At 37.6% G+C, this 24,676-nt stretch carries 24 protein-coding genes; 19 read left to right on the top strand and 5 right to left on the bottom strand.

All coding sequences use genetic code 11. The annotated features are described in order from the left end of the window. The first annotated feature begins 117 nt into the window (after positions 1 to 117). From rpsF to LG329_RS10170, 6 genes are all read left to right on the top strand, one after another. On the top strand, positions 118 to 408 hold the full coding sequence (rpsF, locus tag LG329_RS10195; RefSeq protein WP_404450725.1) for a 30S ribosomal protein S6: 291 nt from the start codon (positions 118 to 120) through the stop codon (positions 406 to 408). Positions 409 to 423: 15 nt separating this feature from the next. Beyond that, positions 424 to 918: a single-stranded DNA-binding protein gene (ssb, locus tag LG329_RS10190; RefSeq protein ID WP_404450724.1), complete on the top strand. Its 495-nt coding sequence runs from the start codon at positions 424 to 426 to the stop codon at positions 916 to 918. Between the two features lie 21 nt (positions 919 to 939). After that, on the top strand, positions 940 to 1,170 hold the full coding sequence (gene rpsR / locus LG329_RS10185) for a 30S ribosomal protein S18 (RefSeq protein WP_404450723.1): 231 nt from the start codon (positions 940 to 942) through the stop codon (positions 1,168 to 1,170). Between the two features lie 146 nt (positions 1,171 to 1,316). After that, positions 1,317 to 2,714, top strand: a complete 1,398-nt coding sequence (locus LG329_RS10180) for a sodium:solute symporter (RefSeq protein ID WP_404450722.1) — start codon at positions 1,317 to 1,319, stop codon at positions 2,712 to 2,714. A gap of 146 nt (positions 2,715 to 2,860) precedes the next feature. Continuing rightward, positions 2,861 to 3,292 carry an SRPBCC domain-containing protein gene (locus tag LG329_RS10175; RefSeq protein WP_404450721.1) on the top strand — a complete coding sequence of 144 codons (432 nt, stop codon included), beginning with the start codon at positions 2,861 to 2,863 and terminating at the stop codon, positions 3,290 to 3,292. Between the two features lie 56 nt (positions 3,293 to 3,348). Continuing rightward, on the top strand, positions 3,349 to 3,612 hold the full coding sequence (locus LG329_RS10170) for an ArsR/SmtB family transcription factor (RefSeq protein ID WP_404456530.1): 264 nt from the start codon (positions 3,349 to 3,351) through the stop codon (positions 3,610 to 3,612). Between the two features lie 38 nt (positions 3,613 to 3,650). On the opposite strand, the gene LG329_RS10165 is transcribed toward LG329_RS10170, so the two are convergent. The 4 genes from LG329_RS10165 to LG329_RS10150 are packed head-to-tail and all read right to left on the bottom strand — an operon-like array spanning position 3,651 to position 6,261. Then, positions 3,651 to 4,271 (bottom strand): ATP-binding cassette domain-containing protein, encoded by a 621-nt coding sequence (locus LG329_RS10165; protein WP_404450720.1) that lies wholly within the window; start codon positions 4,269 to 4,271, stop codon positions 3,651 to 3,653. 15 nt (positions 4,272 to 4,286) lie between these two features. Then, the gene (gene modB, locus LG329_RS10160; protein ID WP_404450719.1) at positions 4,287 to 4,964 is read right to left on the bottom strand and encodes a molybdate ABC transporter permease subunit; all 678 of its coding nucleotides are present in this window, start codon (positions 4,962 to 4,964) and stop codon (positions 4,287 to 4,289) included. Positions 4,965 to 4,981: 17 nt separating this feature from the next. Then, positions 4,982 to 5,755 carry a molybdate ABC transporter substrate-binding protein gene (gene modA / locus LG329_RS10155; RefSeq protein ID WP_404450718.1) on the bottom strand — a complete coding sequence of 258 codons (774 nt, stop codon included), beginning with the start codon at positions 5,753 to 5,755 and terminating at the stop codon, positions 4,982 to 4,984. Positions 5,756 to 5,769: 14 nt separating this feature from the next. Beyond that, positions 5,770 to 6,261, bottom strand: coding sequence for a hypothetical protein (locus LG329_RS10150; protein WP_404450717.1), 492 nt, complete (start codon positions 6,259 to 6,261; stop codon positions 5,770 to 5,772). Between the two features lie 250 nt (positions 6,262 to 6,511). On the opposite strand from LG329_RS10150, the gene LG329_RS10145 reads away from it, so the two are divergent. From LG329_RS10145 to LG329_RS10090, 12 genes are all read left to right on the top strand, one after another. Next, positions 6,512 to 7,459 carry a YybS family protein gene (locus LG329_RS10145; RefSeq protein ID WP_404450716.1) on the top strand — a complete coding sequence of 316 codons (948 nt, stop codon included), beginning with the start codon at positions 6,512 to 6,514 and terminating at the stop codon, positions 7,457 to 7,459. 30 nt (positions 7,460 to 7,489) lie between these two features. Beyond that, entirely contained in the window at positions 7,490 to 9,463 is a 1,974-nt protein-coding gene (locus LG329_RS10140; protein ID WP_404450715.1) for a DHH family phosphoesterase, read from the top strand. Then, entirely contained in the window at positions 9,460 to 9,906 is a 447-nt protein-coding gene (rplI, locus tag LG329_RS10135; RefSeq protein WP_404450714.1) for a 50S ribosomal protein L9, read from the top strand. Before LG329_RS10140 ends, rplI begins: the two co-directional genes overlap by 4 nt. Before the next feature lie 86 nt (positions 9,907 to 9,992). Further along, positions 9,993 to 11,351: a replicative DNA helicase gene (gene dnaB / locus LG329_RS10130; protein WP_404450713.1), complete on the top strand. Its 1,359-nt coding sequence runs from the start codon at positions 9,993 to 9,995 to the stop codon at positions 11,349 to 11,351. Positions 11,352 to 11,587: 236 nt separating this feature from the next. After that, the gene (locus LG329_RS10125; RefSeq protein WP_404450712.1) at positions 11,588 to 12,874 is read left to right on the top strand and encodes an adenylosuccinate synthase; all 1,287 of its coding nucleotides are present in this window, start codon (positions 11,588 to 11,590) and stop codon (positions 12,872 to 12,874) included. Between the two features lie 468 nt (positions 12,875 to 13,342). Further along, positions 13,343 to 14,803 (top strand): peptidoglycan DD-metalloendopeptidase family protein, encoded by a 1,461-nt coding sequence (locus LG329_RS10120; RefSeq protein WP_404450711.1) that lies wholly within the window; start codon positions 13,343 to 13,345, stop codon positions 14,801 to 14,803. 150 nt (positions 14,804 to 14,953) lie between these two features. Beyond that, complete coding sequence (gene yycF, locus LG329_RS10115; RefSeq protein WP_404450710.1) at positions 14,954 to 15,658, top strand: response regulator YycF; 705 nt, start codon at positions 14,954 to 14,956, stop codon at positions 15,656 to 15,658. A 6-nt stretch (positions 15,659 to 15,664) separates the two neighbouring features. Then, a complete protein-coding gene (walK, locus tag LG329_RS10110; RefSeq protein WP_404450709.1) occupies positions 15,665 to 17,482 on the top strand; it encodes a cell wall metabolism sensor histidine kinase WalK in 1,818 nt (605 codons plus the stop codon). Continuing rightward, on the top strand, positions 17,482 to 18,801 hold the full coding sequence (locus tag LG329_RS10105; RefSeq protein ID WP_404450708.1) for a YycH family regulatory protein: 1,320 nt from the start codon (positions 17,482 to 17,484) through the stop codon (positions 18,799 to 18,801). Before walK ends, LG329_RS10105 begins: the two co-directional genes overlap by 1 nt. Then, a complete protein-coding gene (locus tag LG329_RS10100; RefSeq protein ID WP_404450707.1) occupies positions 18,782 to 19,726 on the top strand; it encodes a two-component system regulatory protein YycI in 945 nt (314 codons plus the stop codon). Before LG329_RS10105 ends, LG329_RS10100 begins: the two co-directional genes overlap by 20 nt. Continuing rightward, positions 19,723 to 20,520, top strand: coding sequence for an MBL fold metallo-hydrolase (locus tag LG329_RS10095; RefSeq protein WP_404450706.1), 798 nt, complete (start codon positions 19,723 to 19,725; stop codon positions 20,518 to 20,520). The genes LG329_RS10100 and LG329_RS10095 overlap by 4 nt, the downstream gene beginning before the upstream one ends. Positions 20,521 to 20,559: 39 nt before the next feature. Beyond that, positions 20,560 to 21,750, top strand: a complete 1,191-nt coding sequence (locus LG329_RS10090; RefSeq protein WP_404450705.1) for a S1C family serine protease — start codon at positions 20,560 to 20,562, stop codon at positions 21,748 to 21,750. A gap of 393 nt (positions 21,751 to 22,143) precedes the next feature. Here the strand turns inward: LG329_RS10090 and LG329_RS10085 are convergent, their stop codons facing one another. Next, positions 22,144 to 22,518, bottom strand: coding sequence for a DoxX family protein (locus LG329_RS10085; protein ID WP_404450704.1), 375 nt, complete (start codon positions 22,516 to 22,518; stop codon positions 22,144 to 22,146). 149 nt (positions 22,519 to 22,667) lie between these two features. Between LG329_RS10085 and LG329_RS10080 the strand changes: the two genes are divergently transcribed. Continuing rightward, positions 22,668 to 24,383, top strand: a complete 1,716-nt coding sequence (locus LG329_RS10080; protein WP_404450703.1) for an ABC transporter ATP-binding protein — start codon at positions 22,668 to 22,670, stop codon at positions 24,381 to 24,383. Positions 24,384 to 24,676: the final 293 nt, after the last annotated feature.

The following is a 24,676-nucleotide window of genomic DNA, read 5'->3' as shown; positions in this document are numbered from 1 at the left end:
ATGCTTGTTTTTTATATAGTATTTTGGTATAATACACTATTGTGAGTAATTAACTTTAAATTACTCCTTGCTCTCATGCTAAATGAGGGCCGCTAAGACCAAAAGGAGGTGTAACGAATGACAAAATACGAAATTATGTATATCATTCGCCCAGACATGGAAGAGGATGCGCAAACAGCACTTATGGAGCGTTTCCACAAGATCTTAACAGATAATGGGGCGGAGATTGAAAAAGTTGATGAAAAAGGCAAAAAACGCCTTGCATATGAAATCAATGATTATCGCGATGGATATTATGTAATTGTGAATTTCTCTAGTGATGAAGCTGCACTTAATGAGTTTGATCGTTTAGCTAAATTCTCAGACGATATTGTTCGCCATATGACAATTCGAGTAGAAGATCAATAATAAGGGGTGGTTCTGATGTTAAATCGTGTCGTACTTGTAGGCAGGTTAACGAAGGATCCTGATTTACGTTATACACCAACTGGAGTGGCAGTAGCCAATTTTACTTTAGCTGTTAATCGACCTTTCTCCAATCAACAAGGAAACCGTGAAGCGGACTTTATTAACTGTGTTGTATGGCGCAGGCCCGCAGAAAATCTTGCTAACTATATGAAAAAAGGTAGCATGGTCGGTGTTGATGGACGTGTGCAAACGCGTAATTTTGAAGGTCAAGATGGTAAAATGGTATACATGACAGAAGTTGTAGCAGACAGTGTGCAATTTTTGGAAACCAAAGGATCCACGCAAGGTAATAGTCAAGGTTCATCAGGCTCAGGCTATCAACAGAATCAGAACCGTAATCAGAATCAAAGCCAAAATCAAAATCAATCAAATCAAAACCAAAACGAAGAGGACCCGTTTAAAAATAACGGCCAACCTATCGATATATCAGACGATGATTTACCATTCTAAAATGAAACGGAGGGATATTTGATGGCAGCTCGTCGCGGACGCGCAAAGCGTCGTAAAGTGTGCTATTTCACAGCAAATGGAATTACACACATCGATTACAAAGATGTTGATTTACTAAGACGTTTCATCTCTGAGCGTGGAAAAATTCTTCCTCGCCGTGTAACTGGAACATCTGCTAAGTATCAACGTAAACTTACAAAAGCTGTAAAACGTGCTCGTACAATGGCATTATTGCCTTTCGTAACAGAGTAATAAACCATATAAAACCTTTCTTTCGTATGAACTGCGGGAGGAAGGTTTTTTTGTGCCTTTTATATTTCTTTTCACATTAAAGTTTCTCATATTATTTTATATTTGGTAAAAGCTAACCATAAGAAATAAAAAGTGGAGGAACTTAAATGGAAATTACACATAATCCAACGTTGTTATGGTTTGTCGCTGGTTACGGTATAATCATGGTTATCATGGGGATTTATTATTCAAAGAAAGTATCTAGTAGCGAGGATTTTATCCTTGCAGGAAAAGGACTTGGTACGATTGTCCTAACTGGTACGTTGCTTGCTACATGGACTGGTAGCGGAAGTATCTCAGGCGGCGAAACTTCGATGGCATTTTCATATGGAATTATTCCAGCTTTATTAATGATGATTCCAACGTTAGTAGGTATCGGTATCCTATATTTAATTGCTCCTAAAATACGAGAGTTTGGGAAATATACCGTTTCGGGAATTCTTGAGGCAAAATACGGATCAACTGCACGCATGATTGCGAGTATTATTATTATTTTAGCCTTCGTGGGGATTGTTTCGTATCAGATGACGGGAATCGGCTTTATTTTAAACCTAACTACAGGAATGTCTGTTGAAACTGGAACCATCATCGGTACAGTATTAATTATATTTCTAGCAACTATTGGTGGATTAAAATCTGTTGCTCCGACTGACGCATTGAGTGCATTTTTAGCAATCGCGGCCTTATTTATAACACTTCCGACGATCTTTGTGATTGCAGGTGGATGGGATGAAATAACCGCAAATGTGCCAGCTGAACATTTAACCGTAACGAGTACACTGAGCAATGTTCAATTGTTAGGCTTTTTGTTACCATCGCTGTTTTTACTTTTAGGTGACCAAAATATGTATCAACGACTTGCATCGTCTAAAGGGGATAAATCGTCTAAAAAGGCACAAATCGGTTGGCTAATAGGAATGATTCTTATTTCACCTTCTATTTCATTTATCGCTTTTGCGTCTAGTTCAATGTTTCCAGATATTTCTCCCGGAATGGCTCTAATGGCAACGACAGTTGTAATGCCGACAATCATTGGTGGTATCTTACTTGCTGCTGCAACAGCATTCATCGTGACAACAGGTAATTCCTATTTATTATCAGCTGCAACGAATGTGACGTATGATATCGTTGGGAAATTTATCAAAAAGGACGCAACAGATAAGCAGTTATTGATAATGACAAAAATATTTATTGTAGTATTAGGTTTGTTATCGTATATTTTGATAAGCTATTTCCCGACCGTATTAGAAGTACAAATGTATGCATATACCGTTTATGGAGCAGGGTTAACACCAGCTCTATTGGCAGTTTTCTTCTGGAAACGTGTCAATGCGGTTGGCGGTATTTCATCCATGATTGCAGGAGTTGTAACCACATTGACTTGGGAAATTGTATTAGCAAAACCATTTGAATTAAACAGTGTTATTGTGGCACTTCCTGTAGCTGTTATCGTGCTGATTGTTGTAACATTGATGACGACGAATGGTAAAGCACAAGCAGCATAAAAGTAGTATAGGTAATCATCGAAAGGCTCTCCTATTGTAGCGGAGAGTCTTTTTGTGTGGTATTCCCACTTTACATATAACCATATGGTGTTATAATATATAAATATAACCAAAAGGTGTTATTTTAAAATGAGGAGGAAATTGTTGTGAGCGAAACTAATAAAGTTCCAGAAATAAAAAAGCAGGTAGTATTTGATGCACCAATAGAAAAGGTATGGAAGGCAGTTGCCACATCTGATGGCATTGCTGAATGGTTTATGCCGAATGATTTTGAACCAATTGAAGGACATCAGTTTTATATTAAATCGCAATTCGAAACGTCATTGTGCAAAGTAATAAAAATAAATCCGCCTAAAGAATTAACCTTTTCATGGGGAGAGTTTGGTTGGGAAGTATCTTTTTTATTAGAAGCAATAGAAGAAAGAACTTCATTTACTTTAATTCATTCAGGATGGGGAGAACCAGATGAAACAATACCTGGACAATCCAGAACGTACCTGACAACTAGAAATATAATGAATAACGGTTGGGACAAGCTTGTAGATAATGGCCTGCGAAAGGTAGTTGAAGAAGAGTGACAGCTGCTCCCAAATATGATGTCTATCAGGCAATAGCTGATCCTACAAGAAGGCAAATGCTTGAATTACTTGCCAAGGGAGACTTATCTATTAAAGGAATTAGCCAAAACTTTCCGGTGAGTCGAACAGCAGTAGTGAAACATTTGAACGTACTGACGGAAGCAAAGTTAGTTAATGGTCGAAAAACCGGTCGGGAAAAAATTTATACCCTTCTGCCAGAAGAGCTAGTAGAATTAAAACATTGGCTGTCATTCTTTGAACAATACTGGGATAATAAGATCTCCATGCTAAAGCAGCATGTTGAGAACAATCAGGAATAATAGGTGACAAGAAGGTCTAGATGGATCCACTTGTTTACCTAATTTCTTTTCATTTTTCCATTTTCTATTTTGATAATCCGATTACCAATTTTGGTTGCTTCATTAAAATCGTGGGTCACCATAATGATCGGAATATTCCACGTGTTATGGAGGCGGATTAATTCATACTGACATTCGATACGTGTTTCTTCATCCAATGAAGAAAAAGGTTCATCGAGTAATAATGCATCTGGTTTCATTGCTAATGCCCGGATAAGTGCAACGCGTTGTTTTTCTCCACCTGAAATTTGTTTTGGATAGCTATTCAATAACGGTTTAATGCCAACTACATCAATTAGCTTTTTCGCCAAATCGGTGTCTTTCATGCCATATTGGATATTTTTTCCAATTGTCATATGGGGGAATAATGCATAGTCCTGGAATAGATACCCAATATTTCGCTTTTGTACGGGCGTCGTTTTTTCATTTTCATGGAAAAGTACTTTTTCTTTTAATCTTATAGTTCCTGTATCCGGATGGACTAATCCTGCAATACAGTTTAATAAAGTTGTTTTTCCTGATCCGGATGGTCCGAACAAGACAACTATTTCGTTGTCAACGTTGAATTGTATATCTATTAAAAGGTTTTTCAGCTTTTTAGTGATAGCTACTGTAAGCATTTTTGTGGGCCTCCATTACTTTTCGCTAGTAAACTTTAATATATTACGACCACTCCACCAATTTAGCCATAATATTGCACTGAATCCAATGACAAGCATGCTAATCACCCAAAAAATAGCCTTATCTGTATTACCTGATTCCACGGCAAAATAGATAGCAAGCGGAATGGTATCTGTCTTGTTGGGTATGTACCCTGCGATCATCAGCGTTGCACCAAACTCACCAAGTGCTCTTGCAAAAGTCAGTACAAGCCCTGCTAGAAGCCCAGGCCATGCAAGCGGAAATGATATAGTCCAGAAAACACGCCATTTAGAGGCTCCTAATGTATAAGCAGCATTTTCAATATTAGGATCATAAGTTTGAAAAGCGGCCGACGCACTTTGATACATTAAGGGAAAGGCGACTACTGTGGCGGCAATAACAGCACCAATCCATGTAAAGACAACTTGAAAATTAAAGGCCTGTAACAAAAAACTTCCAATTGGCCCGTTTTTTCCAAACAAATATAATAATCCAAATCCTACAACTGTAGGTGGGAGCACTAATGGAAGCATTAAAATTGATTCAATAATTCGTTTCCCGGGGAACTGATTTCTTGCTAGTAATCTGGCAAAAAGTATCCCGAAAACAAGTACGATGAATGTGGCAATACCTGCTATTTTTAGTGATAAAACAAGTGGTGTATAGTTCAATACATCGCACCTCCGCTCTAATAGTTCATAAAACCATAGTTTTCAAGAACAGCCTGTGCAGAATCAGACTGAAGATAACTTAGAAAAACTTTCGCTAGCTCTGGGCTTTCACCTGTAGATAGCACCGCTGCTGGATAAACAACTGGCGAATACAAGTCTGAATCAACTTCAGTTAATACTTGAACACTTTCTGTCCGGTGAAGGTCACTGCCATAGACAAAGCCAACTTCAGCATTTCCTGATTCCACATAGGTAAGTACCTGACGAACATCTTTTGCATAAACGAAATGTTCGATAAGATTGTCCCATAGACCAAGATTGGTTAAGGCCTCTTTCGTGTAGTTTCCAGCGGGGACACTTTTGGGGTTGCCGATTGCAATTTGTCCGATAGAGCCCGGGTCAATATCTTTTAAAGTATGTATTTTTTTATCGGTTTCTTTTTGTGAAATAAAAACCAGACTATTTTTGGCGAAATTAACCCGTGTACCAGGTAATATCAGGTTATCTTGCTCCAATACATCCATCCAGTTTTGATCAGCAGATAAAAATACATCAACCGGCGCACCTTGTTGAATTTGCTGTGCTAATTTTCCAGATCCACTGAAATTGAGGGTAATGTTTACATTAGGATGTTCCGCCTCGAAATCCTCACTAATCTTTTTAAGAGCACCAGATAGGCTGGCCGCTGCTGAAATAAAGATTTCTTTCTTCTCTGTGTCAGATGATTCAGGACCACTGCTACAGGCTACTAACAATGAAAAAAACATACATAGGATTACTAGTTGTCTCACCATAGCAGCCCCCTTTACACGTTTCGTTTTTTACGCTTTGGATAAACCGTTATTATTAGTAGTAAAACAATTAGAGAATAGATGAAAAAGACCCATAGCATGCTATCATCTATGGAAAAAATCATGGCAATAATCGTGTAAATAAAAAACGGAATCGTTGTTGTATAGGCGCCCATTTTCCATAGTAAAGGAAAGCGCAACTTTCGCTTAAGGATTTTGGCAACCCAAGTATATAGATATGCTACTCCAGATATAACAACAAATACGATTATCGTTAATGGGAGATAATAAAACATAAAGAAGTATATTAGTAGAAAGAAAAATGCCATATCAGAGCCGGGATCACTAGACCCTGTTATTCGGTCGAAAAGTGCAGGAATAGCAACGATAGCCATAATGATAAACATATACACGACTGTTATATCCATTCCAATACGATTCAACTTAAATACAGCATTTTTGTTTGGTAATTTTATGCTATGTAAAAAGGCTTTAAGAAATATCATAAGTATTCATCCTTAACGAATTATTCACTTGCTTGTACTATTATAGTAAAAAAAAGTGATAAAGTCGCTACTTGGCCATGAATAATTGATGACATTTTATTATTATTTGATACTATTCGACAATTATTGCCCGGGAAATAAAATGCAATCAATAAATCGTTCCCCAATTAGTACGGAAATCGTGTTATCATATTATAATGAGATTAAAAGAATCAGGCGATTTATATACATTAATGAGGTGCAGGAATAGATGAATCGATCAAAAATACTAACAGATGGGGCGCTTCTTACAGCAATATACATTATTTTATTATTGATGTCTGTTTTTGTCCCACTAATAGAAATAATTGCAATTTTTTTATTGCCAATACCGTTTATTATATTTGCGTATAGATACGACTGGAAGCCATCACTAATCATGTTTGCTGCTTCTATTTTGTTATCTTCGCTTTTTGCAACAGTATTTTCTATACCAATTACTATTCTGATGGGGCTGGGCGGAATAATGATTGGTGGCGCAATGCATAAAAAACTAACACCATATGAAACGTGGGCCCGTGGAATGTTTGGGTTTATCATTGGATTACTGTTTACTTTCCTAATCAGTCAGCTTGTATTTAACGTTAACTGGGTAAGTGAAATTAATACGATGATTGATGAGTCAGTGCAGATGAGTAAGTTCTTAATGGAACAGGTTGGTCTAAGTGGTCAATCAGGGGAACAACTGGAAATCATGAAACAACAAGCGAATATGCTAAAAGATTTAATCCCAGTTGGAGTTGCTTCTGTTGCTATTCTGTTAGCATTTGTCAGCCAATGGATTGGTTATAAAGTGATCAACCGTTTGGAAAAAAAGAAATTCGCTTTTCCACCTTTTCGGGATTTACGGTTCCCGGTTTCACTCGTTTGGATTTACTTTTTCGCAGTAATTCTTACCATGTTCGAGTATGATCCATCAAGTGCTTTCTATCATGCAATTAATAATGTTCTCGTGTTAGCAGGGCTTTTAATGACTCTTCAAGGTTTTTCTTTTATCTTTTTCTATGCTCATCAAAAGAACAAATCGAAGGCATTTCCAATAATATGTGTAATAGTAACATTGCTATTTTCATTTATTTTACTTTATCTTGTACGCATCTTAGGTATAATAGATATAGGATTTCGACTACGTGATCGCATTTCAAAGGATAATAAATAGAACAGGAATAAGGTATAGGAGTTGAATTCCATGCCAGATATGCAAAAGAAACCAACACTGAGCAGACATTTGTGGATAATTTATATTTTATCTATTATTTTGCTTGGGTTTATTTGGTACTTTCAATGGATAATAGGTCTCGTGATGACGGTTGTTCTTATTGGATCTTTTTTCTATAGTATCCGAACGGAAAAAACGTTAATGAATCAGACGGAAGAATATATATCAACGCTTTCCCACCGTGTACGTAAAGTTGGTGAAGAAGCGTTGTTAGAAATGCCAATAGGTATCGTGTTATTTAATGAAGATTACTATATTGAGTGGGCCAATCCGTATATGAATCGATTTGCAGCTGAGGATACTTTAGTGGGGAAATCGCTTAATTTATTGTCGGAAGAGTTGACTCCAATGATTAAGGAAAATAAAAGTGAAACTTGGTTTCAACTAGATGGCTACGAATTTCAAACCTCTATAAAAAAAGAGGAACGGTTATTATATCTGTTTGACCGTACTACGCAAACAGAAATTCAACAGCTTTATCATAATGAACAAACCACACTCTCCATTATTTTCTTAGACAACTATGAAGAAATTACGCAAAACATGGATGACACGGTTAAAAGCCAGTTGAATTCAAAGGTTACTTCTGTATTAAATAACTGGGCCCACGAAAACGGGATGTATTTGAAGCGGACATCACAGGATCGATTTATCGCAGTTGGGACAAAAGAAATTTTACACCAACTTGAAAAATCAAAGTTTGATATTTTGGATGAAGTTCGAGAACTAAATGCTGATCAGAATATTCCAATCACTCTTAGTATTGGGATTGGACTCGGAAGTATAGACCTTCCATCGCTTGGAGAGTTAGCGCAATCAAGTCTTGATTTAGCGTTAGGACGTGGAGGCGACCAAGTAGCAATTAAGGATGATTCTGGAAAAGTTCGGTTTTATGGTGGAAAAACAAATCCAATGGAAAAACGGACGCGTGTTAGAGCTAGGGTTATATCCCATGCGTTAAAACAGCTAGTGAAGGAAAGCGACAATGTTATTATTATGGGGCACAAATCACCAGACATGGATTCTATTGGAGCTGCAATAGGTATTTTAAATATCGCCAAAACGAATGGCGTTGATGGGTATATAGTCTTTGATCCTGATGATGTTAGTACTGGGGTTTATCGTTTAGTCGATGCAATTCAGGAAGAGGAAAGTCTATGGCAGCAATTCATTGATCCTGAAGCTGCAGAGAGTATAATTTCGAATCGCAGCTTAGTAGTTGTTGTAGATACACATAAACCAACACTTGTATCTAACGAAAAACTTTTAAACAAAACAGAATACAAAGTGGTGATTGATCATCACCGTCGTGCAGAGGAGTTCATTGAAAACCCTACATTGGTATATATGGAACCCTATGCATCATCAACAGCTGAATTAGTTACAGAATTGCTTGAATATCAACCGAAGAGCCTTAAGTTGAAAATGTTAGAAGCAACAGCACTCCTAGCGGGAATTATTGTGGATACGAACAGTTTCACATTACGCACCGGCTCAAGAACATTTGATGCAGCATCTTATTTACGTTCGAAAGGTGCAGACACGATTTTAGTTCAGCAATTTATGAAAGAAGATTTAGATGTATATATAAAACGGAGTAAGTTAATAGAGCGTGCTGAGGTTTATCGTGATTCCATTGCCATTTCAAAAGGAAAACATGGTGAAGTTTATGGCTCCGTATTAATCGCACAAGCCGCAGATACACTTTTAACCATGAGTGGTATAAACGCATCATTTGTAATATCGGAGCGTAGTGATGGTAAAATTGGAATTAGTGCTAGGTCGCTCGGCGATGTCAACGTTCAAATCATCATGGAAAAAATGAATGGTGGAGGCCACTTAACCAATGCAGCCACACAGATTAAAGATACATCGATAGAGGACGCAGAAGCACTATTAAGGGATATACTTGAGGAGTATTTAGAAGGAGGAGACGTACAGTGAAAGTAATTTTTCTAAAAGATGTAAAAGGTAAAGGTAAAAAAGGCGAAGTGAAGAATGTCTCTGACGGTTACGCTCGGAACTATTTGCTGAAAAATAAATTAGCTGAGGAAGCAAATACAGGTAATGTGAAAGCATTAGAAGCGAAGCAACGTAAAGAAGATCAACTCGAACAAAAGGAAAAAGAAGAAGCAATTGCTTTAAAGGATACTTTAGCTGAATTAACAGTAGAGTTAAAGGCGAAATCAGGTGATGCAGGCCGTCTATTCGGATCCATTACAAGCAAGCAGATTGCTGAAGCATTACAAAAAGAACATGGATATAAAATTGACAAACGTAAAATAGAACTTGACCAACCAATACGTGCACTTGGCTATACAACGGTTCCAGTAAAAATTCTTCCAGAGGTATCTGGTTCCATTAAAGTGCATGTATCTGAAAAATAAGTTATAAGTATCCAGGCTCGTTACTCTGATGAGGAGTGAGCCTTTCTTTTTTTTGAAATATATACCTCTACAAGAGGGGGAAAAGTATGAGTGAATGGAATGATCGAACACCACCACATAATATAGAAGCAGAGCAAGCAGTAATCGGTGCGATATTTTTAGAACCCGAAGCATTCTCTAGTGCATCTGAAGTACTATTGCCAGAGGACTTTTACCGGGCGAGTCATCAGCGTATTTATGAAACAATGATGAAGCTTTCCGATAAAGGTGAACCAATTGATTTGGTTACCGTAACCACATCGTTATCCAATGCTAAAACACTTGATGAAGTAGGAGGGGTCTCCTATTTAACGGATATAGCCGGAAGCGTGCCAACTGCAGCAAATATTAGTTACTATAGCAAAATTGTCGAAGAAAAATCAGTATTACGTCGATTGATCCGTACAGCGACAGATATTGTTACAGAAAGTTTTTCCAAGGAAGATGAAATAGAAGATGTTTTAAACGAAGCGGAAAAAAATATTCTCGAAGTTTCACATCGAAAAAATTCTGGTGCATTTCAAGCAATTAAAGATGTCCTAATAGACGTTTACGATAATATTGAAAGTTTGCACCACCAAAGTGCAGATTTGACCGGTGTTCCTTCCGGGTTCCGTGATTTGGATCGAATTACTTCAGGCTTTCAACGAAATGATCTAATTATTATAGCTGCACGACCTTCTGTTGGTAAAACGGCATTTGCCTTGAATATTGCACAAAACGTCGCGATTAATACCGATGAAAACGTTGCTATCTTTAGCCTTGAGATGGGTGCAGATCAACTAGTTTCAAGGATGCTTTGTGCAGAAGGAAACATCGATGCGCAAAGACTTCGGACGGGGAGCCTTCAGGCGGAGGATTGGAGTAAGCTGACAATGGCAATGGGTAGTTTGTCGAATGCGGGAATCTACATTGACGACTCACCTGGAATTCGTGTAAGTGAAATCCGTTCAAAATGTCGACGTCTGAAGCAGGAACATGGACTTGGCATGATCGTAATTGATTACCTGCAGTTAATTCAAGGAAGCCCCAATTCGCGTGATAACAGACAACAAGAGGTATCTGAAATTTCCCGTTCACTAAAAGGACTAGCTCGTGAATTAAATGTACCTTTAATCGCATTATCACAGCTATCCCGTGGTGTAGAGTCCCGACAGGATAAACGACCGATGATGTCAGACTTACGAGAATCTGGAAGTATTGAGCAAGATGCCGATATCGTTGGATTTTTATACCGTGATGATTACTATGACTCCGAATCAGAAAAACAAAATATAATTGAAATTATTATTTCCAAACAACGTAATGGCCCGGTTGGAAATGTCGAATTAGCATTTGTAAAAGAATACAACAAATTCGTTGATTTGGACCATCGATACTCAGATAGTGATGTTCCACCGGCTTAAGAAAAGTGTGTCTCATTATGAAGAGGCGCACTTTTTTTGATTTTTACACGAAGATCGATTGTGGAGTTAAATATCAAGCGATAGTAGCTTAGCATCAACATAATCTCACTTTTGCCGAACGTTACTAAATTTTATTAACGCAACGTTCGTGTTCTAACTTGACTAATTCCTGTGATATTGATAAAATTACGCTGTTACTTACTAAAATACAAATGATTATACAGTGGAGGTGCACTATGTCCTCAGTAGTAGTAGTTGGAACGCAATGGGGAGACGAGGGAAAAGGTAAGATTACCGATTTTCTTTCTCAGAATGCAGAAGTAGTTGCAAGATACCAGGGTGGTAATAACGCTGGACATACAATCAAGTTTGATGGAATTACGTACAAGTTGCATTTAATTCCATCTGGAATTTTCTTTTCAGATAAAACTTGCGTATTAGGAAATGGAATGGTTATTGACCCGAAAGCATTTAAAGAAGAGCTTGCATATTTACATGAGCGTAACGTTACAACAGATAACTTGCGTATTAGTAATCGGGCGCACATTATTTTGCCTTACCATTTAAAATTAGATATCCTTCAAGAAGAAGAAAAAGGAATAAATAAAATAGGAACAACGAAGAAAGGTATCGGTCCAGCGTACATGGATAAAGCTGCGCGTGTTGGGATCCGTATTGCTGATCTTCTGGACAAAGATACGTTCCGTGCAAAAGTAGAACAAAATGTAAACGAGAAAAATCGCTTATTCGAAAAAGTATATGAAGTCGACCCTGTTAGTGTGGACGAAATTGTCGATGAGTATTATGAATATGGGCAAGAGCTTGCAAAGTATGTAGTTGATACATCTGTTGTATTAAATGACGCGCTTGACGATGGTCGTCGTGTGTTGTTTGAAGGTGCTCAAGGGGTTATGCTTGATATCGATCAAGGAACATACCCGTTTGTTACATCGTCCAATCCAATTGCTGGCGGAGTTACAATTGGCTCAGGTGTTGGACCTACGAAAATCAATCATGTTGTTGGTGTATCAAAGGCCTACACAACACGTGTTGGAGATGGTCCTTTCCCAACTGAATTACATGATGAAGTCGGCGATCAAATACGTGAAGTTGGCCGTGAATATGGAACGACTACTGGAAGACCACGTCGTGTAGGTTGGTTTGATAGTGTTGTTGTGCGACATGCTAGACGTGTTAGTGGAATCACAGATTTATCACTGAACTCACTTGACGTATTAACGGGAATTGAAACATTGAAAATATGTGTTTCATACAAGTATAAAGGGAAAGTAATGAATGAATTTCCTGCCAGCTTATCCATTTTGGCGGAATGTGAGCCGGTATACGAAGAAATGCCTGGTTGGACAGAGGATATTACTGGGGTAAGAAGTCTTCATGATTTACCAGAGAATGCACGCCATTATTTAGAGCGTATTTCACAATTAACAGAAATACCACTATCAATCTTTTCAGTTGGACCAGACAGAACCCAAACAAACGTCGTACGTAGCGTATATAGCTAAAAGCAAAAGCTCTGAGCGACATTATAAATAAAAAGGATAACTCAATCTCGTTCCTAGGACGATTGGTTGAGTTATCTTTTTTTGCTTTCAATACTTTCCTGAATTGAGGAAAGTTGATTATTTTAAACTTGTCTTATTCAATATTATATTCTCTGACTTTCATGAAATGCGGATGCTAATTTACTTATATTTCCATAAAAACAGGAAATTCGACATAATTTTTTGTAATAATATTGTAATGTATGTCGAAAAAAAGATTAATATATTATCCCAAAATACTATTATTTCTTTTATTGTGTAATTTTACATCGAATAAAGTGTAAGAAATTGTAAGTTATTATACAGTTCGATTACAGTTCACTATACCCTGTTACTAATTAACTAAACCTATGATAAATTAGGAAAGGACATTGAGAAAGTCTACTTATATTAGAGAAATGTTTTAAATGATCAGGGGGAAATACCATCGTGTTTAATCGTAATTATACTAAAATGCAAGGAAGACGTAGGCACTTAAGCATTTTGAACAAAGTAGTATTATTAACTTGCTTAGCCTTCAGTTTAATTTTCACAACTACAGTATTGGCTGCATCCAATGAACTCGGAATTGTGTACCATGTCTATATGAATGGGAAACATATTGGGAAAGTTGACGATCGGTCCGTTGTACAGGATAAAATCGATGCAAAAATTGCAACAGGTGAAGAACAGTTCAATAAATATACCATTGCAATCGGCGAAAAGGTATCACTTATACCTGAGAAAGTGTTCAATCCTACATACAATAATGAGAAAGTAGCAAAGACATTAGAAAATGGGCTTTCCATTAAAGCAAAAGCGGTTGAGTTAAAAATTGCTGATAAAACAGTTGGGTATTTTAACAACAAAAAAATAGTTCAAGAGGTCTTAAAAGCTTACAAAGCAAAATATGTAAGTGAGGACATATTAAATAAAATAGAAGCAAAAGATGAAACGAAAAAGAACGAACCGAAACAGGATGAAACAAGTTTATCCAAAGGTGATTCCACTGTTACTGAAGTAACTTTATCTGAAAAAGTAACAATGGAAGAAAAAAAGACTTCACCACAGGATGTTTTGACAGTTAAACAAGGGGTCAAGATGATCGAAAAAGGAACTTTAGAAGTGAAGAAACATAAAGTTGAGCAAGGAGAAGTACTTGGGCAAATTGCAAGCAAGTATGATCTATCAACCAAGAAGTTACTAGAACTAAACTCATCACTAACAGAAGATTCTATTTTACAAATTGGAGAAGAACTGAACGTGATGGAATACGCTCCTTTTGTAAATGTAATTGTTAAAAAAGAAAAATTGGTAGAAGAAACCATTAAACATGAAACGAAAATTATTGAATCAGATGATTTATACAAAGGTGAAGAAAAAACTAAGCAAGATGGTACAGATGGCAAAAGAGAAGTACATTATGCTATTGAAATGACAAACGGACAGCAAACCGCTAAAGAAGTAATAACAGAAACTGTCACAAAAGAGCCTGTGAAAGACATCATCATTAAAGGAACTAAAGTGATCTCTTCACGCGGAACTGGAAACTTACACTGGCCGACTATTGGTGGATATGTATCGAGTGATGTGGGTCAACGTTGGGGCCGTATGCATAAAGGAATGGATATCGCTCGTCCAAGCAACCGGGCAATCCTGGCAGCTGATAACGGTGTTGTAGTTGAAGCGGGGCGTGATGGAAGTTTCGGAAACAAGATTGTGATTGATCATAATAATGGTATGAGAACGATATATGCGCACCTTTCTTCAATAGGCGTTCAAACTGGTCAAACAGTAAAACGCGGCAGTCAAATTGGAGTCATGGGAACTACAGGGAACTCGACAGGTGTTCATTTACACTTTGAAGTCCATGTAAATGGCTCATTAGAAAGGCCAGCAAGCTATTTCTAAATCAATTATACAAACAAGACTAACTCGATTTATTGAACGAGTTAGTCTTTTCTTATATAAGGTACTTTTTACTTCGCACAACTGATGAGAGTTTTCTTTCGTAATATGATAAACTAAAAAATAAGAATGTCATAAAAGGATGTGGCTAAATTGAGTCAAAAAATATTAGTAGTAGATGATGAACAACCAATTGCAGATATATTAAAATTCAACTTAGAAAAAGAAGGATATAAAGTAGTTTGTGCATATGATGGAGACGAAGCAATCGAGCTTGCTGAACGGGAAAAACCAGACTTAGTCTTATTAGATATTATGCTGCCAAATAAAGATGGGAATGAAGTGTGTCGTGAGATTCGTAAAACACAATCCATGCCAATCATTATGCTGACAGCAAAGGACTCCGAAATCGATAAAGTATTAGGACTTGAGCTTGGTGCAGATGACTATGTTACAAAGCCGTTCAGTAATCGCGAGCTTGTTGCGAGAGTGAAGGCAAACCTACGTCGTTTACAAGCAGTTCCAGATGATGCGGTGAAAACAACAAAAGACATCGTCATTGGTAGTTTGGTGATTCACCCAGACGCATATGCAGTCACGCGTAATGGAGATCAGGTTGAATTAACACATCGTGAATTCGAACTCCTGCATTACTTAGCAAGACATATAGGTCAGGTTATGACCCGTGAACATTTGCTTGAAACAGTGTGGGGTTATGATTATTTTGGAGATGTACGAACAGTAGACGTGACAGTTCGTCGTTTGCGTGAAAAAATTGAAGAAAGTCCAAGTAATCCAAATTGGATCGTGACACGTCGAGGTGTCGGGTATTATTTACGTAATCCTGAGCAGGAGTAGGTTTTTATGAGAAAGGTAGGATTCTTTCGTTCCATTCAATTAAAGTTTATCATTATTTTTATCTTGCTATTACTTGTTGCAATTCAGGTAATTGGATCTTATTTTGTGGGAGAATTAGAGGATAAGCTGAGGGCAAACTTTATGGAATCAGTCAATAGTAGGGTCGAATACCTCAGTCTTAATCTAGAGCAAGCTTTTGCTAAAGAGCGTGTTGAGGGAGAGACGGATTTAAAGACAGAAATACAAAGCATTGTAGGAGATATAGATCGTAATGATATTACGAGCCTGCAGGTTGTAAACATACAAGGCCGCATATTGGGTACAAATGATTATACAGACAATATTGGTAAAAGAAATACAAATAAATTAGTTCAAAATGTTTTATTATATGGAACTCCCGATCGAAAGGTTGTCTATAAACCAGAAACCGAAAAAAGATTTTATGTACTAGCGGTATCGCTTAAAGATGGTAGTGGTGAAACGGTAGGTGCGATATACCTGGAAGCTTCCATGGGAAGTGTTTACAAGCAACTAGAAGATATCAGTCAAATATTTCTTAAAGGATCGATACTTGCGGTTACTGTGTCAGCTTTATTGGCTGTCTTAATAGCAAGAACCATTACCAAACCTATTAAAGAAATGCGACGTCAAGCACAAACCATGGCAAAGAGTGACTTCTCACAGAAGGTAAAGGTATATAGCACGGATGAAATTGGGAATCTTGCAGAAACATTTAATGACTTAAATGATAAACTTAGGCATTCATACGCTACAACTGAAGAGGAGCGGCGAAAGCTTAGTTCAGTTATGTCGAATATGTCTGATGGTGTAATTGCAACCAATCATACTGGCGCTGTCACTTTAATGAACTACGCTGCAGCTAAGTTGATTGATAAGGACCCAGATGATGTAAAAGGTGAATTTTTACTAGATGTTTTACAGCTGAGTGATAAAGTAGTGGATATTTCAGAATTACAGGATACTGGGTCAATGATCATTGACTTTGGTGAGGAAGATGAAGATTTTCTAATTCGAGCAAACTTTTCAATTATTTCAGATGACGATGAGGAAATCACTGGGTTTATTACGGTTATTAGTGATGTTACGGAACAAGAAAAAGTAGAACAAGAACGTCGGGATTTTGTTTCAAATGTATCACATGAGCTTAGAACACCGTTGACTACTATGCGGAGTTATATTGAAGCATTGACGGATGGCGCATGGAAAGACAAGGAAATTGCGCCTAGATTTTTAGGTGTAACGCAAAATGAAACGGAACGAATGATTAGAATGGTCAACGATCTTCTGCAGCTTTCAAAAATGGATCATAAAGAGTATGGTTTGCATAAAGAAAGAACGGATTTTATTGCGTACTTCCATCAAATCATAGACCGCTTTGAAATGAACGTTGCGGAGAAAATTAATCTGAAACGTGATCTTTTAAAAGGACAGAATTACGTTTATTTAGATAAAGATAAGATGACACAGGTGTTGGATAATATTATTTCAAATGCAATTAAATATTCCCCGAATGGTGGTACAATTCTTTTTAAAGTTGAAAAAAATAATCATCAACTGTTAATCAGTATTCAGGATGACGGGCCAGGCATCGCTTTTGAAAAACTGGACAAGATTTTTGAGCGCTTCTATCGCGCGGATAAAGCAAGAAACCGTAAGCTTGGTGGAACTGGATTAGGCCTTGCGATTGCAAAGGAACTGGTTGAAGCACATTACGGTAGGATTTGGGCGAAAAGCAAAGAAGGTAAAGGGACAACCATCCTCTTTACACTGCCGCTAATGAACCAGAAGCGGAGGAATAAATAATGAAGTTGGAGTCGATTAAATCCTTTACGTTAACAATGTTAGTGGGAATTAGCTTGTTGTTGACATTTGGACTATGGAGTTTTCAACCGAACGATGATGTATTACCTGATCAAGATCTACAAAATGTTAACATTGGTGGTAAAACGTTTACAAATCAAGATCTGATTAGACCAAGTACGATTCTCTTTCACACGAATAATGAGCATTATAGTTTTGCGAATAATGATAGTGGGCAGCGTTTATACGAGGAAATGCAATCCTGGAGACTAAATGACTTCCAATTAGCACAAGAAAAAGAACAGTCCATTGGTAATAGAAGGGTAGAAGTTATATTTCCAGAAGCCCTTCCAATGGAAATAGTACGAAGCCTATTCAGGATTAACAATTCGGATTCAGTTGACTTACCTAATTTGTCCTTTAAAAAAATTGGTTTTACACTAAATCAAGTTAATGCCTCAATAACCATGCACTTTATGTCAGAAAGTGGACGGACACTGGCAACGGCAATAGTAAATAATGCAAGTAAATATAATTTATTGTTGTCATATATGGAAGAGAAAAATGGCTTAAACGAATTAATCACATTTGAAATAGGTAATAACCCAATATATATTCCCCTTGATAGTGTAACATTGTATAAAAGGCGTTATACAGTTACGCATATCGCCCCAACTAAAGGCTTAGTAGATGCATTATTTAGTGAAACTACCTTAGTTGAGAAATCGGGAAGTTCTTTTACAGATGGTATTAGTGAGTTAAAATTATCGAATAGTGGCAGAACTGCCCAGTTTATCAACTCAGCGTATTCTGATGCCGGTTTTGACCGAATCCCTGCACTGGATCTTTTGCAGTATAGTAGGTTGAAAATTAATGATCATAAAGGGTGGACTGATAATTTCCGGCTTGTAAAAATTAACTCACAAATTAATATGATTCGTTACCGGATGTATTATGAGGGGTATCCTGCTTTCAGTGATACGAACCTTTCAACTATTGAACAACAATTTAGAAATAACGGTAACTTATATATTTATAATAGGCCGCTAATTAGTTTGAATCGGGTTTTACCAGAAAAGGAAGAAATAACACTTAAATCAGGTGTGGAATTGATTTCCTATTTGGAGCGTGAATTTTCTAATGTGTACGATCTTGCTGCGATACAAGATATTAAAATAGGATATGAGTATGAGTATAATGATGACTCATCCTATTCGGTAACATTAACTCCAGCATGGTTTGTAAAATTAGATGATGAATGGCAGTTAATCGATTTTGAACCGAAAAAGGGGGGAGCAGTGGATGCAATGGAGCCAAATTAAAACACTTTTTATCCTCTGTTTCCTTCTTCTAGACATATATTTACTTACACAATATATATCGAAGCAACAAGAGACAGATGTTGAGTCATTAACGGAAGAACAAGAATCAACCATACAGGAAAATTTGAAAGCAGATAATATAAAATTTAATGAAGAAGAACTACCGGACAAAGATTTAGAGGATTCTTATATATCTGTTCAACAACAGCAATTTAGTGAAGATGCCTTGAAACCACTCAAATCTCTGGAAAGTCAGGAAACTGTAGTGATTGATCAGGAATTTATTATTTCCAGGCAAAAGGATCCGCTACCTATTCCAGAGGATGCATCTGATGAAGAAATAGAAGCTTTGGTTAAAAGTAAGGTACCCTTAATTTCCAGTGATAGTTATGTTTTTTGGGATTGGAATAAAGAATTGAATGTTATACTATTTTTCCAGGAAAAAAATAAGCGGCCGATTTATTTTAATCAGAATGGAATTGTTTTATTATTCCTAAATGATAAAAATGAAATTAATTTTTACACACAAACGTTGCTTGGAGAAGTAAAAGAACAGGACGACTCTAAGGTTTTATTAATGAAGGCACTACAGTCAATCAAAGTCCTTAATCAGAACAATGAGTTAAACCCTGGGGATGAAATATCAAATGCAGAAATTGGCTATCATACAAGGCTTCCACTTCCAGATGGGCCACAAGTATTTGCGCCAACATGGAAAGTAACAGTTAATGATGAGCGTAATTACTTTGTTAATGCGATTGAAGGATATATATTCTCAAGTGATGACGTTGAATTCCTAAATAAGGCAATTCAGGAAATTATTGCAAAAGTGGGTACTATTGAAGGAAATAAGGATTTGAAGCAATATTTTGTAAATCTCTTATCGAAGCGATTAGAAGTAATAAATCGGAGTGAATTGGAATGACTTTACGTTTTAGTGTACTAGCATCAGGCAGTACAGGGAATGCTTTTTATATTGAATCAGAAAAAGAAAAAATTTTGGTGGATGCTGGATTAAGCGGAAAGCAAATGGACAAGCTTCTAAGTGAAGTACGTGTTGATCCGACGAAACTAACTGGTATATTGGTTACGCATGAGCATAGTGATCATATAAAGGGTCTAGGAATCATCGCTCGTAAATATAATTTACCAATCTATGCAAATGAAAAAACGTGGAAAGCAATGGAAGGTTCAATAGGCAAAATTGCGTTGGACCAGAAATTTCACTTTGGTATGGAAGAAGTAAAAACATTTAGCGACATGGACATTGAGTCATTCGGTGTCTCACATGATGCAGCGGAACCGATGTTTTATACCTTTCGCCATGACAATAAAAAGGTTGCATTGGTAACCGACCTTGGCTACGTTTCTGAACGTATTAAGAAAACAGTAGAAGATGCAGATGCTTATATATTTGAGGCGAACCATGACGTGGGGATGCTTCGGATGGGCCGATATCCCTGGAATGTCAAACGACGCATACTCGGTGATTCTGGACATGTTTCAAATGAAGATTGCGGTTTAGCACTATATGATATTATTGGCAATCAAACAAAACGTATTTATTTAGCACATTTAAGTCAAGATAATAATATGAAAGATCTAGCCCGAATGTCGGTTAGCAATGTGTTAGAAGAGCGTGGCGTTGCAGTCAACAAGACAATCAAGATCATGGATACAGACCCGAAGAAAGCAACGGACTTGTATGAGGTAGTATAAGTATGGCAAGACGCCACGTGTGATGGAAGGGATGATAGGATGGATGATTACAATAATCAATATCCACCACATAAGAAAAAGAAATCTTGGCTTTTCCCTGTAGTTATAGGTATTATCATCGGCGTCTTAGTTGTCGTTATCGCAATGCCCTCATTATTAAAGTCAAATATCCTTCCACAAGCATGGATGAACGATTCTGAGTCCGGGAATGTGAATCAGCAATCAGGAAGTAGTTATGTTAATGTGGACGTGTCTACACAAATTACAGATGTTGTTGATAAAGTTGCCCCTGCAGTAGTTGGAGTAATCAATATTCAGCAACAGATGGATTTTTGGCAGCAACAGGAAAGTCAGGCCGGTACAGGATCCGGTGTGATTTATAAAAAAGAAGATGGTTATGCGTATGTGATTACGAATCATCATGTTGTCTCAGACGCGGATACTGTTGAAGTAGTACTATCTGATGACACACATATTGAAGCAAAAATTCTTGGTAGCGATCTGTTCTCAGATTTAGCCGTTCTACGTGTAGATAGTAAACATGTAAAGCAAGTCATAGAAATGGGTTCATCAGATGATGTAAAGGTTGGCGAGCCTGCAATCGCAATCGGTAATCCATTAGGTATGAGGTTCTCGGGTTCTGTTACACAAGGAGTCATCAGCGGAAAGCAACGCACGGTTCCACAGGATTTTAACCAAGACGGACGAGCCGATTGGCAGGCTGAGGTAATCCAAACCGATGCAGCAATAAATCCTGGAAACAGCGGTGGTGCGCTTATCAATATCAAAGGGCAGCTTATTGGGATTAATTCGATGAAAATTAACGAAACAGCGGTTGAAGGAATTGGATTTGCTATTCCAATTGATACGGCAAGACCGCTTGTGAATGAGCTTGAAACAGAAGGCGAAATTACCAGGCCATACTTAGGTGTTGAAATTTATTCGCTTGAAGAAGTACCGCAGACAGAGTGGGATAGTACATTAAGCCTTCCGGATGATGTAAAAGGCGGCGTTTATATTTGGAGCATCGAACGATTATCGCCAGCAGATAAAGCAGGCCTTGAACGACTGGATGTCATCACGCATGTTGACGGTAAAGAGATCTTGAATATGATTGATTTACGTAAAATACTTTATCAAGAAAAAGAAGTAGGCGACGATTTAAAAGTCACCTTCTATCGAGATAGTAAAAAGCAGTCAACAACCATAAAGTTAGGGCAACAGCGTTAAGGCGTAAATTGACCACCTCCACTAGTTTGTGGAGGTGGAACTTTGTCTATCTAGTGCGCAAGCAGTATAACCCTCGGATTTGGCCAAATAAAGGTGAGGCTTAAGCTAGTAGGGGGGATAGTTAGGATTTAGGATTTAGAGTTTCAATCGGCGGATATAATTTCAAATTGGCAGATATATTTTGATGTTGGCGGTTATAGTTACGAAATGGCCGATAAAGCACTTCGAGTCTGTGCCTATTATATCCACATTTCCCCTAAATCTATAAAAATGGCCGAGCGATTTATGCCCGGTTTTTCTTTCTTCCTCATTTATAAGAACGTGTGTGCATATGTGTATAAGTCTGTGGATAAGTAAAAATGCGATGCTCAGAAGCACCGCATTTCTTTCTGTCTAGCTAAACTTCTGTCCTCGCACATGGTTCCACAGTAAAAGTAATAAAATTAACAATACAATATCAAGTCTGGCTGCATACAGGAATTGGAAGAATCCTTGTTCGGTAAGAAACGGTAGCTTGGTTAAGAAAATTGCGGCTAACATAATAATAATGAGTGGTACCGAAGCTTCTTTCACATAAAATCTGCCAGCAATTAAAGCACCACACACGATTTCTGTTAAAGCTACGATCAGCAAAAGTGTTTGTGGAAATGGCAAGTCCAAATTATTGAAATATGTTTGGAAGTCATCCAACAATAACTTTACAATTCCGGTGGTGATAAATACATAGCCAACTGCGTAACAAATCCATTTTGCCATTGGCATTTTCATACATGAACACCTCCCTGGGCACTTTCTTCATATATATGCAGGACTTGGCCAATCATTGACAAGTACTTTTTCGGAAGTTCTTCCTATTGCCATTCGACAGGATTAGACTTATAATTTGCTTTATACATACTGAAAAGGAAGTGCAACACGTGATACAACGCTTTTTTTCTTATTACAAACCACATAGACGATTATTTTTGATAGATTTCGGCTGTGCAGTAATTGTTGCCATACTGGAACTTGCTTTTCCAGTAGCGGTTCAAAAATTTATTGATAAATTATTGCCAAGTGGTAACTGGGACTTAATTGTCCTTGTTAGTATTGGGCTATTACTTTTATACTTACTTAGCACATTTCTTCAATACGTTGTCACCTATTGGGGGCACAAGCTTGGAGTAAATATCGAAACGGACATGCGGCAGCATTTGTTCAACCATGTACAAAAGCAATCCTTTCGATTTTTTGACAATACTAAAACTGGACATATCATGAGCCGAATCACGAATGATCTATTTGATATTGGTGAGCTTGCTCATCATGGTCCAGAAGACTTTTTCATTGCCATTATGACCTTTATTGGTGCGTTCTGGATTATGTTCACGTATAACGCTAAGCTTGCATTAATTATTCTGTTTGTGGTGCCTATCCTGGTTTGGCTAATCACGTTCAGTAACATCAAGATGAATGCAGCATGGAAAAAGATGTACACGGACATAGCAGATGTGAATGCACGTGTGGAAGACGCTGTATCAGGTGTACGCGTTGTCCAATCATTCACAAATGAAAAACACGAAATGACTCGTTTCACAAAAGATAATTATAGCTTCCGCTCGGCAAAAATTAGTGCATATAAGGTTATGGCTTTCGTGCATTCCAATATATATATGATGATGCGTTTAATCGTCTTGGTTGTGTTGGTCGTAGGTTCATGGCTAAACTTCAACAATGAGATTTCAAATGGAGACCTTGTTGCATTTATTTTATTTACAAACGTTCTCTTCAAGCCGATTGAAAAAATCAGTGCGCTGCTAGAACTATATCCAAAAGGAATGGCTGGGTTTAAGCGGTTCACAGATTTGCTAGACGTTAGTCCTGAGGTAGTTAACCATAAGGGAGCTCGTGATATCGATTTGTTAAAAGGTGACATCAGGTTTGATAATGTCACTTTTGGCTACGAAAAAACACAGTCAGCCGTATTGAAGGACCTTAGCTTTTCCGTAGAGGCAGGAGAAACCGTTGCGTTTGTTGGCCCATCTGGGGCAGGTAAAACAACAATTTGTTCACTTATCCCACGTTTTTATGATGTAGATAGTGGCGGTATTAGTATTGACGGAATTGATTTACGCGATATGACGAAAGAATCCCTCCGCCATCAAATTGGAATCGTACAACAGGATGTATTTTTATTCACCGGAACATTGCGGGAAAATATCGCATACGGCAGACTGGATGCAACCGATGAAGAAATTGAAAAAGCGGCCAAGGATGCCCATATGGAAGAATTCATTAAGGAGCTACCACATGGCTATGAAACCCAAGTCGGAGAGCGTGGCTTGAAACTGTCTGGTGGTCAGAAACAACGGATTGCTATCGCACGGATGTTTTTAAAAAATCCACCGATTCTAATCCTGGATGAAGCAACATCAGCACTCGATACCGAAACCGAAATGATTATCCAAAAAGCATTAACCGAACTGGCCAAAGACCGAACAACCCTTGTAATAGCACATCGCCTGGCAACCATCAAGAACGCCGACCGGATCATGGTTGTTACAAAAGAAGGCATTGCCGAACAGGGTAACCACGAAGAACTGATAGAGCGTGACGGCATTTTTGCCAACCTGCATAGAGTGCAGATGCACTAATTTTATAATGAGGATCCAGTTGAATGTGGCTGGGTTCTTTTTTTTTATATAATTTTGTATTAGGCACGCGGGCAGGTACCGGCGAAGTTTTTGGTTTCACTGGTGAATTTTTGTGTTTTATCGGCGATTTTCACCCGGCACCGGCGAAATATGGGACTCCACCGGTGAATTTCGCTGTTTCACCGGTATTTTGAAGCTGACGATACACTCACCAGTGTATGAAGGTTGTTTTTCTTTTAAAATGATTAAATTTTATAATAATTTGGTCGGTTAAATGTTAAACTTAATGTAGG

Origin of the sequence: Virgibacillus necropolis, assembly GCF_044793635.1 — a bacterium.
Lineage (GTDB): Bacteria > Bacillota > Bacilli > Bacillales > Amphibacillaceae > Virgibacillus_F > Virgibacillus_F necropolis_A.
The sequence above is the reverse complement of the archived record's forward strand: the minus strand, read 5'-3'. Positions and strand labels throughout refer to the sequence as shown.